Source organism: Acinetobacter sp. CIP 102637 (assembly GCF_000368425.1).
Lineage (GTDB): Bacteria > Pseudomonadota > Gammaproteobacteria > Pseudomonadales > Moraxellaceae > Acinetobacter > Acinetobacter parvus.
Window position 1 is genome coordinate 1,209,931 of record NZ_KB849435.1, and the last position, 14,584, is coordinate 1,224,514.

The 14,584-nt window shown below is 41.4% G+C and carries 13 protein-coding genes; 2 read left to right on the forward strand and 11 right to left on the reverse strand.

All coding sequences use genetic code 11. The features are described 5' to 3' along the window. Window positions 1-41: 41 nt before the first annotated feature. The 5 genes from F967_RS08845 to F967_RS08865 all read right to left on the reverse strand — a co-directional run bounded on the left by F967_RS08845 (window position 42) and on the right by F967_RS08865 (window position 4,306). Window positions 42-470, reverse strand: a complete 429-nt coding sequence (locus F967_RS08845) for a BLUF domain-containing protein (protein WP_004799395.1) — start codon at window positions 468-470, stop codon at window positions 42-44. 52 nt (window positions 471-522) lie between these two features. Next, the gene (locus F967_RS08850) at window positions 523-1,257 is read right to left on the reverse strand and encodes a proteasome-type protease (RefSeq protein ID WP_004682506.1); all 735 of its coding nucleotides are present in this window, start codon (window positions 1,255-1,257) and stop codon (window positions 523-525) included. Window positions 1,258-1,273: 16 nt separating this feature from the next. Continuing rightward, window positions 1,274-2,053: a transglutaminase family protein gene (locus F967_RS08855; protein WP_004799398.1), complete on the reverse strand. Its 780-nt coding sequence runs from the start codon at window positions 2,051-2,053 to the stop codon at window positions 1,274-1,276. Further along, window positions 2,050-2,652 (reverse strand): alpha-E domain-containing protein, encoded by a 603-nt coding sequence (locus F967_RS08860; RefSeq protein WP_004761522.1) that lies wholly within the window; start codon window positions 2,650-2,652, stop codon window positions 2,050-2,052. Before F967_RS08860 ends, F967_RS08855 begins: the two co-directional genes overlap by 4 nt. A 91-nt stretch (window positions 2,653-2,743) precedes the next feature. Continuing rightward, a complete protein-coding gene (locus tag F967_RS08865; RefSeq protein WP_004799400.1) occupies window positions 2,744-4,306 on the reverse strand; it encodes a circularly permuted type 2 ATP-grasp protein in 1,563 nt (520 codons plus the stop codon). Window positions 4,307-4,523: 217 nt separating this feature from the next. Here F967_RS08865 and F967_RS14370 point away from each other — a divergent pair, with 217 nt between their 5' ends. Then, a complete protein-coding gene (locus F967_RS14370; protein ID WP_004799402.1) occupies window positions 4,524-5,525 on the forward strand; it encodes a helix-turn-helix transcriptional regulator in 1,002 nt (333 codons plus the stop codon). Window positions 5,526-5,538: 13 nt separating this feature from the next. Here the strand turns inward: F967_RS14370 and F967_RS08875 are convergent, their stop codons facing one another. The 6 genes from F967_RS08875 to gap form a co-directional block, all read right to left on the reverse strand. Beyond that, the gene (locus F967_RS08875; RefSeq protein ID WP_004676973.1) at window positions 5,539-5,814 is read right to left on the reverse strand and encodes a DksA/TraR family C4-type zinc finger protein; all 276 of its coding nucleotides are present in this window, start codon (window positions 5,812-5,814) and stop codon (window positions 5,539-5,541) included. A gap of 518 nt (window positions 5,815-6,332) precedes the next feature. Next, window positions 6,333-7,652 carry an adenylosuccinate synthase gene (locus F967_RS08880; protein ID WP_004682514.1) on the reverse strand — a complete coding sequence of 440 codons (1,320 nt, stop codon included), beginning with the start codon at window positions 7,650-7,652 and terminating at the stop codon, window positions 6,333-6,335. 61 nt (window positions 7,653-7,713) lie between these two features. Next, on the reverse strand, window positions 7,714-8,880 hold the full coding sequence (locus F967_RS08885) for an ATP phosphoribosyltransferase regulatory subunit (RefSeq protein WP_004682516.1): 1,167 nt from the start codon (window positions 8,878-8,880) through the stop codon (window positions 7,714-7,716). Between the two features lie 200 nt (window positions 8,881-9,080). Then, a complete protein-coding gene (locus F967_RS14200) occupies window positions 9,081-10,055 on the reverse strand; it encodes a carboxypeptidase-like regulatory domain-containing protein (RefSeq protein ID WP_004799405.1) in 975 nt (324 codons plus the stop codon). A 269-nt stretch (window positions 10,056-10,324) separates the two neighbouring features. After that, window positions 10,325-10,639, reverse strand: coding sequence for a hypothetical protein (locus tag F967_RS08895; RefSeq protein ID WP_004676969.1), 315 nt, complete (start codon window positions 10,637-10,639; stop codon window positions 10,325-10,327). 24 nt (window positions 10,640-10,663) lie between these two features. Further along, a complete protein-coding gene (gap, locus tag F967_RS08900; RefSeq protein ID WP_004761532.1) occupies window positions 10,664-11,701 on the reverse strand; it encodes a type I glyceraldehyde-3-phosphate dehydrogenase in 1,038 nt (345 codons plus the stop codon). A 182-nt stretch (window positions 11,702-11,883) separates the two neighbouring features. Here gap and alaS point away from each other — a divergent pair, with 182 nt between their 5' ends. Beyond that, window positions 11,884-14,574: an alanine--tRNA ligase gene (alaS, locus tag F967_RS08905; protein ID WP_171063077.1), complete on the forward strand. Its 2,691-nt coding sequence runs from the start codon at window positions 11,884-11,886 to the stop codon at window positions 14,572-14,574. The last annotated feature ends 10 nt before the right edge of the window (window positions 14,575-14,584 follow it).

The following is a 14,584-nucleotide window of genomic DNA, read 5'->3' on the forward strand; positions in this document are numbered from 1 at the left end:
AGCTTAAACCAAAAACAAGCACAAACCAATATCTTGGATTTTTAAGCCACTTCATCCATTTGTATATCCGCAAGCAATGGAATCAATGCTGCAATCAAACCCTCATTTAACAAATAGGGATTAAACTCGGCCTGTTGTAGATGCTGCTGGAAAAACTCTGAAACTTGACTATTTTTCCGCACAAATTTCATTGACCAATCTTTGAAATGACCTTGTGAGATGCGTTGAGGATTAAAAATATAAATCTGATGATGGCGAGGATCTTTCTTGATTTTATCAAGCAGTTCCAAAATAACTGATTGTTCTCCCTCCAGACACTGGAAAAAATAACCATCTGCAAAGTACAGCACACCATGTATATTATTCACATAATTAAAATGGTGTGCCTCATTTAAAACTTCTCTTAAATCAAGTGGCAAATATGATTTTTCAGAAGTACTGGTACTGGCATAACAAAGTTGAAATATCATTTTTTTCTTACACTTATAAAGCATTTTAGTTCATTATGCCTGTCTTTGCTGACTAGCCCCAATAATCTACTGTTGGTTTTGGTAGTTCCTGCAAACCACGGCGCAAGGTATCAGACCACTGCTTACTAATTTGGCTAAAGTAAGGGTCTTCCTCACTGATGCGCTTGCCCTCTGGAATCATAAAACTGTCTTTATGATAGACCAACGCGTCTAAAGGTAATCCAACAGAAACATTAGACCTTAATGTTGAATCAAAAGAGATCAAACTGCAACGTAATGCATCATCTAATGGCATCGTATAGTGCAGTGCACGATCTAAAATTGGCTTTCCATATTTACTTTCACCAATCTGAAAATATGGTGTATCAGTTGTGGCACAAATAAAATTGCCTTGAGGATAGACATTATAAAGTTGCATCTCATCACCCTGTATCTGTCCACCTACCAAAATACTACAGGAATAATTCATCTGTTCCTGAGTATCAGTCGTAACATCCTCAAGCACCTTACGCAAAGTCTTCCCAATTAATTCAGCAACTTCAAACATGGTATTTGCGCTATATAAATTTGGCTCTTGATGTAATGCTAAAGCATTTTGTAAATGACCAATAACAGCTTGGGTTGTTGCTAAATTACCTGCCGTTTGCAATGCAATAAAACGCTCACCCTCAATACCAAAGGTATGTAATTTACGAAATACAGAAATATGATCGACCCCTGCATTAGTTCGAGTATCACTAATCAATACCAAACCTTGCTCTAATCTTAATGCACAACAATAGGTCATCTTTCTCTCTTCACACTCAACAAGCCAAAACTTGAACACTGGATGTCATACTTTCAATGCCACCCTGTTCACGCACACCCCGTACGGGCGCAACATCCAGATAATCACGGCCAATTGCAACATAGATATGACTTTTGGGTGTAAATATCTGGTTACTGATATCGAAACAATACCATTCATTTTCCACAAAAACTTCTGCCCATGCATGACTGGCAAGGTGTGGCTGGTTTTGGTCATACAAATAGCCAGACACATAACGGGCTGGTAATTGTAACGCACGACACATGGCAATGAACACATGTGCATGATCCTGACATACACCTTGCCCAGCATAAAATGAATCTATTGCAGAAGTCGTTACAGATGTGCTTTCAGGCTGATAAGGGATGTGCTGTAAAATCTGCTCTGCCAGTAACACAAGATGATGGCGGTCGTTCACCTTTACAATGGTCTGGGCAAAATCCCGCATCATTAAGTCGCAACAGGTCATGTTTGTGCCCTGTAAAAACAATATTGGTGAAACACCAGTGTCCACATAACCCAGTTCAGTATCATACAAATCAACAACCCCCTGCGCCATAATGGTCAGGTAATGGTAGTCATGTCGCTGGCTTGCCGTAATCCAGAGGTTGTTAAAGGCATCAAGTTTACTGGTGTATTGCCCTGGAACGCAAATATGCCAGGACTCAACCAACTGGTGCCGTGAACTCTGCGGTATCATTTTAATCGACTGCACACTATTCCGTGCAGCCTGCGTATAATGATAATGCGTTTGGTGATTCACCATCAGTTTCATGCGAACGCCTCAAATTGATTTTCCAGTTTATAGGTAAATGCATAAAACTGGTTCAAGTCAGGTTGATTTTTCAATATTTTCCAACTTGGTTGCAAGTCATCCCAACCTAAATGAAATAATCGTTCAATCACTGGATCAGTCTTCTTCAGCACATCATGAATATTATGCTGCAACCGAAAACAGGTATCAATTTGCTCCATACCCTGTCCAATATGGAAAAATAAAGCAATATCCTCTTGTTCTGTTTTCAGGATTGCACAACATTCCTTTACGATATTCTGGATAGTTGGCACATCAGACACGACATTTTTTATTAAGTGGTTCAGCTCAGCATAAGTTTCAGAACTCAACAATCCCCTAAGCTCCTGAATATTATCCCGAGCAATCTCAAGCTGGCTCATCAAGGAATATGGCTGTTGCCGATCCAGCATAAATTGGTTCAAACTTTCAGCATCATCAATATGCAGACACAATGCCTGTGCAAATCTTGCTGCCTGTTGGTCATCTGTAAAGGGCAAATGACTCGCCATATACTCAATACGAAATAAATAACGACCTAACCAATAAATATGTTGAGCACTTGAGCTAAGTAAAAGCATAAATCTCCTCCCTTATTAATCATAAATTCCTGTGAAATATCGCACTGCACACAAAGGATATGTGCAATGTTATTGCTGCATAGGAAAGATGTTAGGAGTGCAGCGATTCCACCACCCAGGTATCCTTAATGCCGCCACCCTGAGAAGAGTTGACCACCAGCGAACCTGCCTGCATGGCCACACGTGTTAATCCTCCTGGCACAATTTCCGTACGGTAAGGTGAACTCAAAACAAATGGGCGTAAATCAATATGTCGCTCAGCAACGCCATCTGTGGTCAATGTCGGTGCAACTGACAGTGCCAAGGTTGGCTGTGCAATATATAAATGCGGGGTCTGCATAATTTTCTGTCTAAATTGCTCAATTTGCTGTTGATCCGCTTGAGGCCCAATCAACATGCCATATCCACCTGAACCCTGTGCTTCCTTAACCACCAACTTTTCCAGATTGTTGAGCACATAATCCAGTTGTTCACTGTCTCGGCATTGATAGGTTGGCACATTGCTCAAGATAGGGTTTTCACCCAGATAATACTGAATCATTTGGTCAACATAAGGGTAGATCGACTTGTCATCGGCAACCCCTGTTCCTGGTGCATTGGCAATCACCACATTGTTCTGTAGATAGGCCGACATCAAACCCGCCACACCAAGCGTACTGTCAGCACGGAATACCAGTGGGTCTAGAAACTCATCATCAACACGGCGATAAATCACATCCACCTGCTGACGGCCACGAATGGTTTTTGCAAAGACCTTGTCATTCTCAACAAAAAGATCACGACTTGTCACCAGCGGCACATCCATTTCACGCGCCAAAAAGGCGTGTTCATAGTAGGCACTGTTAAAACGGCCTGGAGTCAGCACCACAATAAAGGGCTTATCAACATAGGCATTCTCTTCCAGAATAGCCCTTAATAAAGTTGGGTATTGTTCAATCCCCTGTAAATTATTGCTACTGCACAAATCAGGCATCAATTTTTGGCTGATTTTTCGGCTTTCCAGCATATAAGACACCCCTGATGGCGTTCTTAAATTGTCCTCAAGCACAAAGAAATCACCTCGCCCATCTCGAATAATATCTATGCCGCTGATTTGTGAATAAACCTTGCCTTTAAGATGATGCCTGAGCATATGCGGCTGAAAGGCTTCATGTGCCATCACCTGATGTGCGGGAATCAGCCCATCCTTAAGAATGTTTTGTTCATGGTAAATGTCATCCAGAAATAGATTTAGCGCCTTAACACGTTGTGCACAGCCTGATGATATTTTCTCCCATTGTTTTTTCTCAATGACACGCGGGATTAAGTCATAAGGAATGGTCCGCTCTGTTCCCTCCTGATCCCCATACACATTAAAGGTGATGCCCTGATACAAAAAATGCTGCTTTGCCTGCGCTCCCAGTACCTTTAACTCATCAAGGCTACGGATACTTAACCATTGTTCAATCTTTTTTGATGCCTCTCCATTAAAGCTCTTATCATCGAGCATTTCATTAAAAAACTGTGATTTGAGTTGTTCAAACAGGTTAGTGGTAATACTGCTCAGCTCTGGAATATCTGGAATAAATGTGGACGAATATACCGAAACCGCTGCCGTTTGGTCTGGAGAATAATAATCTGTACTGATATTTAGATTGTGTTCTTGTTCTGGCATAGAAACCTCATCTCATCATTTATTTATCTCTTAAGTTAAGTAAGCAATTTCAATGCCACCTATATAAAATGATCATTTTTGAAGCAGTTTTAAAAGTTTTAAGCAAATCTGCATTGGTTTCAGTCGTAAATACGTAATCTAAATGTGATGTACTTGCTAAATAATCGGAGTTTTTTTATTGTGTCAGCTCTAGCTCATTGAATTGCATATTACGCCTATGTCATCCATACAAGAAAAAGAAACGTCAAACAGCCTTTATCGTCAATGGCAAATCTTGTCCCGCCTTTCTACGGGTAAATGGATGGGCACGCGTGAATTGCAGGAAATTCTGGAACGTGAGGGTATTGAGATTAGTTTGCGTACCATTCAGCGTGATTTAAACCAGATTGCACAACGCTTTCCCATTGAAAGCAATAAAACGGTTCCGCAAGGATGGCGCTGGCGTTCAGACGCGCCCATCCAGAGTTTGCCGCACATGACCAGCTCACAGGCGGTCACCTTTATGATGGTGGAAGAGCATTTACGCCATTTGCTTCCACCCAGCTTGCTTGAAGAAATGATGCCGTGGTTCGACTTGGCAAAACGCAGTCTTTCCACACAAAACAATGTCAGACAATGGATCAACCGTGTGCGCATTGTTCCAGCGACACAGCCGCTCATTCCGCCAATTGTGGATAAACATGCACAGCAGGCAATTTATGAGGGACTGTTACAAGACAAGCAAATTGAATGTATCTATCGTGCCAGAACCCATCAGGGAGAAGATAAAACCTATATCCTCAATCCTCTGGCACTGGTACAAAAAGGTGCAGTGATTTATTTAATCTGTACCAGAAATGATAAAACTGAAGTGCAAACTTTTGCCCTGCACCGTTTTAAGGCAGCCACGGTTCTGGATAGTCGGGCACTGCATCCTGTCAATTTTGATATTGATCATTACATTGACTCAGGTGCACTGGGTTTCCGCGTGGATTACAGCAAACCAACTGAACAAATTCAGTTAAAGCTAACCATGACGGAAAATACAGCCAAAAGCTTTTATGAAAGCCAGTTGAGCAAAGACCAGACCATTACGGCACTAGAGGAAAATATTGTTGAGGTGAACGCAACGGTTCCCTTTACGTCTCAACTGGTGTGGTGGTTACGCAGCTTTGGTAAAAAGCTGCTCAATATTGAACCGAGCATTGTATATAATGCTGTGAAAGAGATAGAAGATTAACAAGGCAAAAGATTTAACGTAATTGACTATCCTTACTTCCCCGCCGATTAAATAGCTCCAGTGCTTTGCTCTTTTCCTCAAGTTGTTGCTGGCAACGAATACAATATTTCACGCCTTTCATCGCTTCACGGCGGGCTTGAGGAATGGGCTCGCCACATTCTTCACAATATAGTGCGGCTTCTCCATCTTCATTATGAGAAAGACCTTGTCTTGCTTTTGCAATCGCATCATGAATTGTTGCATCAATCTGCTCCTGCTCTGCACCGTCACGTGCCCAACCACCTGCCATTGCTGATCCCGTTTCATTTTTATATCTTATCAATTTAAAATTCTAAGACCATTTTATTTAGCTCACAATACGATTATGTATACTGATTACAACTGTTGTACTATCCACTCCAAAGCATAAGAGTTTTTATTTTTAGAAAAAAATAAGGGAATCAATAGATTCCCCTAGATTTCTTATTAAAATTTTATTTAATATTCAGGATTATTCTTATTGTATCAAAATGTTCAAACCAATTCCTTTCCCCACCTGATCAGAACTGGTTTGTACCCTTTTAATCGCCTTGATATAATCTAACATTGGCATGCCAGTTCATATCCATTATAGCGAATTGTTTTTTTCGTCATGGTTAAACCCCTCTTTGTTTGAATGTAGAGTTAATATAACGGGGATTTTCCACGCTGTGAAATAACAATGACTGGAATAAAAAGCTGATTTTTTGCTAGATATTTTTGATATATAAATTCATAAAAATAAAAAAGCCCCTTTTAAAAAGAGGCTTTTGACGTTATCTATTCAATTTAAGCTGAAAATGGATGACGTAAAATAATGGTTTCCGCACGGTCTGGACCTGTAGAAACGATATCAATTGGGCATTCAATGAGCTGCTCAAGACGTTTTACATAAGCCAAGGCATTCGCAGGAAGTTGATCAATTTGGGTTAAGCCTACTGTAGACTCACTCCAACCTGGCATTGTTTCATAGATTGGTTTTAAGCTTTCAAATGAAACTGCATCAGAAGAACCTGCACAGCCTGAATCAACATCTTCATAACCTACACAGATTTTGATTTCTTCTAAACCATCCAATACATCAAGCTTGGTTAGGCAGATACCAGACAACGAATTCACTTCAACTGAACGGCGTAGAATTTCCGCATCAAACCAACCACAACGGCGTTGACGACCAGTAGACGCACCAAATTCATGACCTACTGTACCCAAATGACGACCAATCGCATCACCTGTATCTGTCGCAGCATCATAATGCAACTCAGTTGGGAATGGACCAGCACCTACACGTGTTGTGTAGGCTTTGGTAATACCCAACACATAGTCTAAATGTAAAGGACCCATACCAGAACCAGAGCTTACGCCACCCGCAGTTGTATTAGAACTTGTTACAAATGGATAAGTACCATGATCGATGTCAAGCAGTGAACCTTGTGCACCTTCAAACATGATTGCTTTACCCTCTTTACGGTAATCATGCAACACTTTGGTTACGTCAATTACCAACGGGGCAAGAACTTCACGCCATTCGTTGCAAAGTGCCAACACATCTTCAAACTTAACTTCTTCAACGCCATAGAATTGAGAAAGCTGGAAGTTATGAAGCTCAAGCATTTCCTTGAGTTTTTCTTCCAAATTAGCGCCACCACGAACCAAGTCTGCAACGCGTACCGCACGACGGGCAACTTTATCTTCGTATGCTGGGCCAATACCACGACCTGTTGTACCAATCTTGGCATTACCACGTTTTTTCTCACGGGCCTGATCAAGTGCAATATGGTTTGGCAAAATCAACGGACAGTTTGGAGAAATACGCAGACGCTCTTTTACAGGTACGCCTTCCTCTTCCAAAATCGCCATTTCTTTGATCAGTGCTTCAGGAGAAAGAACGACACCATTACCAATTAAGCACAATACGTTGTCACGTAAGATACCTGATGGAATGAGGTGTAATACAGTCTTCTTACCACCGACCACAAGCGTATGTCCTGCATTGTGCCCGCCCTGGTAGCGTACGACCGCAGCCGCCTGATCTGTGAGCAGGTCGACGATCTTACCTTTACCCTCGTCGCCCCATTGGGTACCCAGTACCACAACATTTTTGCCCATAATAGCCTCATTACATCATGCTGTTAGAATTGGAAACCAAGTTGTTTTTACAACTCGGCAATTAAATTTTTTCAATGATCCATTGCCCATTTTGCAACACCATTTGGTGGGTTGCATAAGGCACTGAACTTAACTCATCATTACCCAGCAACTGCACCACACGCGAACCATTCGCCCGTGCATCTGCAATCGCGGTTAATAAATCCTGATCATTTCCTTTTGGCGCAACGACAGTTTCAATTTCAGCAAACTGTGTAGCACCCAAGGCATATAAGTCACAACTAAAGCCTGTGGCTGGGCGTGCACGGCCAAAGTGCTCACCAATACCATCATAACGTCCACCCTGTGCAAGCGGCGCAGCGCGATTCGGTGCATAAATGGCATACATCAGGCCCGTATGGTAGTGATAACTACGCAACTCAACCACATCGATTCCAATATTCAGATTCGACCAACGTGACTGAATTTGAGTGAATGTTGTTTTCAATGCATCAAACGCATTTTTAAAATCAGCGTCACTTAAAATGTCATGGCTTAAATGTGCCTGTAATGCATTAAGGTCACTTGCATAGCGACCTAGAGCATAAAAATCATTACCCATTGGCAAGCTTTGAGTAAATTCTTCTAATTCTGGTAAAGCCTTACGCTGATATAAATCAGACAGCTGGCTTTCAGTGTTTTTATTTAAACCAGCACGTTTCACTAAACTACGAAATAAACCGACATGACCTAAATCCAGATGAACACCTTGCAAACTGTCAGTTTTCTCCAACAGGCCCAGCATGACATCAATCATCTCCACATCAGCTTCGATGCTGTCATGGCCATAAAGCTCAGCACCCAACTGCAAAGGTGCGCGTGTTGCATTAAAATTCTGTGGTTTGGTGTGCAGTACTGTACCTGCATAGCAGTAACGGGCAACGCCTTCAATTGGACGAACATGCGCATCAATACGTGCAACTTGCGGTGTCATATCCGCACGCACACCAAGCAGGCGACCTGAAAGCTGGTCAATCACCTTAAAGGTGACCAAGTCTAAATCTTGATTGGATTCTGAAAGTGAAGACAACGATTCGATGTATTCAATAAATGGAGTGTATACCAGTTGATATCCTCGAACAGCGAGGAAATCTAAAGCTTCCCGTCGCAGGGTTTCAACCATTTGCGCTTGTTCGGGTAATACATCTGCTACCCCGTCAGGGAGCAACCATGTCTCTGAAATGGTCATGTTTCAAACCTAAAATCTGTTCAACGTGGAGGCATCCACATAAAAAGCAACCACATAAAAAAATCGGGTGAATGCCCGATTCAGCGTAGTGTAACATGAAGATTTCTATGATGCACCTGAGAATTTAGCAAAATCATGGATAAAAAGAGGACCCAAATAATGGTTGGATCCTCTTTTTTGTTCATATATAAATCAAAGAATTATTGTTTATATGCGATCTCAATAGAACCTGCTGGACAGCTTGCAACAGATTGATAAACAAATTTATTCACTTTCATTGTGCCAGAAACGCCAGGAACCTGTACGGTATTTAATAGATTAGATAAACTGCCATTTCCTGCTGCACAAGATGCATTTTGTGGGAAATTAATATAACAGATCTTATAAACAGCACTGCCAGAGATACCATTAATATTATAACTATAATCCATGTCAACAGCACAGTTCTGCCCTGAACCTGCTGCTCCATTGCCACCACCATCAACAACAAAACTATAGCCATTGGTAGAGATGGTATAATTCCAATTATAGTTAGCGTTATCACCAACCTTATAAGTCACATTACAGCTACCGATATTACAACTGTAATCAATTTTCACCTGATCTAGTACAGCGTCAAAGCCTTTGCCATCAGGTTTAAACTCATAATTGAAAATATTTACTTTTTTAGGGTCTAGTCCTGCTTTAGTAAACTGCTCATTTAAATTCGCAGCAACTTTTTTGGCTGCCTCATCAATTTTAGCTTGAGTAATACCTGCCGCTTGACTTTGCCAAGCCTCCCATAATTTTGCAACATCCATTTGCCCATTAACATCAAATAATGCTTGCGTTGTTAATTGGTTTACATTGACATAACCTGCACTAGCAGCATAAGAAAACAGTGTGACATCTCCCTTTTTCGCTCGAATAATATATGGAGATCCGATCTCAATCTTGACATCAAATTCACCATTTTCATTCACAGTTGTCGATTGGGATTTACCATTTTTATTGGTTACAATGATCTCCGCACCTTTAAATGGAGCACCTGTTGCTGCTGTCCCTTTTAGAGTTTCAGTTTGAGAAGCTTGGTTTTGATTTGAATTCTTGTCATCATCATTACATCCCGCAACCATGACAACGGCACTCAATAAAGCTGAGCATATTGCCGTACGTTTTAAAGTTGTTTTATTCATTATCAGACACCCCTATGTATTTTCAGATCAATGCTTTGGAAGCACCAAATCATCATAATGAGCGTTCTGAATACACATCAAGTGCGATTGTAATCAAAACGGATGGTTAAAAAATATTTAACCATCCAACAAAAATTAATAATTGTTTTTTATAGGTTTTATGTATTGAAATATATTGCTTATTTTTCTTAAATTTGTATCAAAATATTTAATAAAAACAAATAGTTATACATATTAATTTGTCAACCCCTTATTCAAGGGGGACAAATTTAGGGCATATTTTTCCCATTTTTAACAACCACTTCCAAAACATTGACCAACTCAACATTTTGCTTTTCCAACGCCGCAATGTTTGCAACGGTCCGATCCAACACCTCTTGTTGGACGTGCATTTTCTTTGCCAGGTCCTGCATAATTTCCAGACTCTTTTTAAGGTGGGATTCCAGATGTAGAACTTTTTCTTCCAGATACAATACTTGCGGATCAACAGCAGGTTGCTGTTTATTTTTAAACTGAAACCAAAACAAGAAAGTAACTGCAATCAATAACAGACCAATAAAACCCCAAATCAATATTAATATCATTCCGTTCTCCAAATCCGTTATTATTTATTTAATATTTTTCGAATCAAATGATTCACATAAATCAAGTAAGCGATTGGCATAACCCCATTCATTATCATACCATGCAAAGACCTTGGCCTGATGTCCGACGACCATGGTCTGGGTTAAATCTACAATTAAGGAATATGGTGAGTGGTTAAAGTCGCTTGAAACAAGGTCTTCCTCTGTGACCTGCATAATCTGGGAATAATCCAATTGTGCAGCCTTAGTCAGGACTTTATTGACTTTCTGTACGGTAATAGGTGACTGGGAAATAAAAGTCAGGTCAATCGCTGCAACATTAATTGTAGGGACACGAATGGAATAACCATCAATACGGTTTTCCATTTTCGGCATCACCTGTTTTAATGCACCCAAAGCACTGGATGTGGTAGGAATAATGTTCTGTCCCGATGCACGGGCACGGCGCAAATCACGATGGGCATGATCCAGCACCGACTGATCCGCAGTCACCGCATGGATTTCAGTCATCAGCGCTGTTTCAATTCCAAAGGCATCATCAATAATTTTCACCAATGGCACTAAAGCCTGTGTGGTACAGGACACGCTGGAAATAATCTGGTCCGTGGCTTTGACTTCGGCATGATTGACACCATAGACAATTGCGGCATCAACAGAGTCAAAAGGCGCTGCCCCAATAATCACCCGCTTTGCCCCTGCCTGTATATGACGGGTTGCATCGGCTCTGGAGCGAAACAATCCTGTACATTCCAGTACCACATCTATTTTTAAAGCCGCCCAAGGTAATAACTCAGGTTGTACCTGTTTAAAAACCTGTAGTTTTAATTGACGCTGATTGGACTGAATATTCAAGAAAATCTGTCCATCTTCTATCTGGATTTCAACCTGACCTGAAAAACGCCCGTGTGTGGTGTCATACTTAAATAAATGAGCCAATGTCTGAACATCAGCAATATCGTTAATTGCGACAATTTCAAACTGAAATTGTTTGGGATTTTCAAACCATGCCCGTAGCACATTGCGGCCAATTCGGCCAAATCCATTAATCGCGATACGTTGCATGTGGTGCCCTTAATTCATCAAAACATCATTTTTTCTATGTTATATGGTAAAACATGCAAGCCAGCATTGAATATAGATTTTTAGCCTAAACACAGTTTTATCTAAGATTACTTGTAAAATCGTTGGTCGAGCACACATTTTCCGCTATAATTTAGCACTTTCAAAATTATGGACGCTTGGTTGTGAGTACTCGTTTTATGACATCCGCTGAAATCCGTGAAGCATTTTTGCGTTACTTCGAATCGCAAGGACATACACGTGTTGCTTCGAGTTCTCTCGTTCCTGCCAACGACCCAACTTTACTGTTTACCAATGCTGGTATGAACCAGTTTAAAGATTGTTTCTTAGGTTTAGAAAAGCGTGATTATGTTCGTGCTGTTTCATCTCAAAAATGTGTACGTGCAGGCGGCAAACACAATGACCTCGACAATGTAGGTTATACCGCACGTCATCATACTTTCTTTGAAATGTTAGGTAACTTTTCTTTCGGTGATTATTTTAAAGAAAATGCACTGAAATTTGCTTGGGAATTTTTAACCAGCGAACAATGGTTAGGCTTACCGAAAGATCGTTTATATGTCACGGTTTATCATACCGATGATGAAGCATTTGATATCTGGAACAAAGAAATCGGAATCGATGCTGAACGTATCATCCGTATTGGCGATAACAAAGGTGGCAAATACGCCTCTGATAACTTCTGGGCAATGGGCGATACAGGTCCTTGTGGTCCATGTTCTGAAATCTTCTATGATCATGGCGACCACATCTGGGGTGGCTTACCAGGAACACCTGAAGAAGATGGCGACCGTTTCATTGAAATCTGGAACAACGTTTTCATGCAGTTCAACCGTACTGCGGATGGTGTGATGCACCCTCTTCCAGCGCCTTCTGTTGATACAGGTATGGGTTTGGAGCGTATTTCTGCGGTTCTGCAACATGTCAATTCAAACTACGAAATTGACCTGTTCCAGCACTTATTAAAAGCAGCAGCTGACATCATTGGTTTGGATACCACCGCAATTGAAGCTGAAGCGAAAGCTCAAAATAAACCAGTTGAATACCCAGCTTCTTTAAAAGTCATTGCAGATCATGCACGTTCATGCTCATTCTTGATTGCTGACGGTGTTAATCCTTCAAATGAAGGTCGTGGTTATGTGTTGCGTCGTATCATTCGTCGTGCCGTACGTCATGGTAACAAGCTCGGTGCGACTGGTTCATTCTTTTACAAGATGTTGCAACCTCTGATTGAAGTGATGGGCGATGCTTATCCAGAACTTGCTGCACAGCAAGCACGAATTGAAGCGCAACTGCTGAAAGAAGAAGAGCAATTTGCGAAAACACTTGAACAAGGCCTGAAATTACTTGAAGGTGAATTGGCTCAACTAAAAGGCAATGTCATCCCAGGTGAAACTGTATTTAAACTTTATGATACTTACGGCTTCCCGACTGACTTAACAGCAGACATTGCACGTGAACGTGACTTGACCATTGACGAAGCAGGCTTTGAAGTTGAAATGGCAGCACAACGTCAACGTGCACGCGATGCAGGTAAATTTGCGGTTGATTATAACTCAATTGTAAAAATTGAAGGCGAAACTCAATTTGATGGCTATGACGCAACGACTGGTCAGGGTCAAATTGTGGCGATCTATAAAGATGGCGTGCAGGTTGATGAAATCAACGAAGGTGATGAAGCACTGATCGTATTAAACCAGACCCCTTTCTATGCTGAAAGCGGTGGTCAAATTGGTGACACAGGACTCTTCAAGAACGATACAGGTATTTTTGAAGTTCAAGATACCAAAAAATCTGGTGGTGCTTTTGTTCACCAAGGTATCGTGACCATGGGTAGCCTAAAAGCGACACAGCACGTTGAAGCAACAGTTAAAGCAGACATTCGTGCCGCAACCGCACGTAACCACTCTGCAACCCACCTTTTACATGCCGCTTTGCGTCAAATTCTGGGTGAGCATGTTCAACAGAAAGGTTCTTTGGTTGCGAGTGATATTTTGCGTTTCGATTTTGCCAATGACCAACCTGTTTCATTTGAGCAATTGCAGCAGATCGAACGTTTGGTCAATGCTGAAGTCATCGCCAACACACCCGTTAGCACTGAATTGCTTGATATTGAGTCAGCAAAAGCCAAAGGCGCAATGATGCTGTTTGGTGAAAAGTATGGCGAAGAAGTTCGTGTCCTTTCAATGGGTTCTGTAATTGAAGAGAAAAACTTCTCCATCGAGCTGTGTGGTGGTATTCACGTTAAGCGTACAGGTGATATTGGCCTGTTCAAGATCACTTCTGAAAGTGGTGTAGCTGCGGGTGTCCGCCGTATTGAAGCGGTTACAGGTACCAAGGCGCTTGAAGTGGTCCAAAAGACTGATACCAACATTCAAAGCATCAACGCCTTGTTAAAGGCGCAGAAAGATCAAACTGTAGAAAAAGTTGAGGCGATTGTTGAAACAGCTTCAAGCCTACAAAAGCAGATTGAACAGTTAAACCAGAAATTGGCGAGCTTTCAGGCGGCTGACCTGCTTGATCAGGTGAAAGAAATTGCAGGTCGTCAGACCCTGATTACCACTGTACAAGGTTTAGATGCAAAATCATTACGCAACCTACATGACAGCGTAAAATCAAAATTAGATGATGCAGTCATTATTTTAGCTGGCGTTGAGGGCGATAAAGTGAGTTTAATCGCCTCCGTTGCTAAACAATATACTGCACATCTAAAAGCGGGTGACATCATCAAACACCTGGCTCAGGAGCTGGGTGGCAAAGGTGGTGGTAAACCTGACTTGGCACAAGGTGGCGCGCCACTCAACGAGAAGTTTGATCAAGTGATTGCAGCCCTGCCTGCTTGGCTTGAACAATAATAAACACTTC

Bases quoted from the DNA above. Each gene is read 5' to 3' on its own strand.
- F967_RS08845 (WP_004799395.1), bottom strand. From the start codon at position 470: ATGATATTTCAACTTTGTTATGCCAGTACCAGTACTTCTGAAAAATCA.
- F967_RS08850 (WP_004682506.1), bottom strand. From the start codon at position 1,257: ATGACCTATTGTTGTGCATTAAGATTAGAGCAAGGTTTGGTATTGATT.
- F967_RS08855 (WP_004799398.1), bottom strand. From the start codon at position 2,053: ATGAAACTGATGGTGAATCACCAAACGCATTATCATTATACGCAGGCT.
- F967_RS08860 (WP_004761522.1), bottom strand. From the start codon at position 2,652: ATGCTTTTACTTAGCTCAAGTGCTCAACATATTTATTGGTTAGGTCGT.
- F967_RS08865 (WP_004799400.1), bottom strand. From the start codon at position 4,306: ATGCCAGAACAAGAACACAATCTAAATATCAGTACAGATTATTATTCT.
- F967_RS14370 (WP_004799402.1), top strand. From the start codon at position 4,524: ATGTCATCCATACAAGAAAAAGAAACGTCAAACAGCCTTTATCGTCAA.
- F967_RS08875 (WP_004676973.1), bottom strand. From the start codon at position 5,814: ATGGCAGGTGGTTGGGCACGTGACGGTGCAGAGCAGGAGCAGATTGAT.
- F967_RS08880 (WP_004682514.1), bottom strand. From the start codon at position 7,652: ATGGGCAAAAATGTTGTGGTACTGGGTACCCAATGGGGCGACGAGGGT.
- F967_RS08885 (WP_004682516.1), bottom strand. From the start codon at position 8,880: ATGACCATTTCAGAGACATGGTTGCTCCCTGACGGGGTAGCAGATGTA.
- F967_RS14200 (WP_004799405.1), bottom strand. From the start codon at position 10,055: ATGAATAAAACAACTTTAAAACGTACGGCAATATGCTCAGCTTTATTG.
- F967_RS08895 (WP_004676969.1), bottom strand. From the start codon at position 10,639: ATGATATTAATATTGATTTGGGGTTTTATTGGTCTGTTATTGATTGCA.
- gap (WP_004761532.1), bottom strand. From the start codon at position 11,701: ATGCAACGTATCGCGATTAATGGATTTGGCCGAATTGGCCGCAATGTG.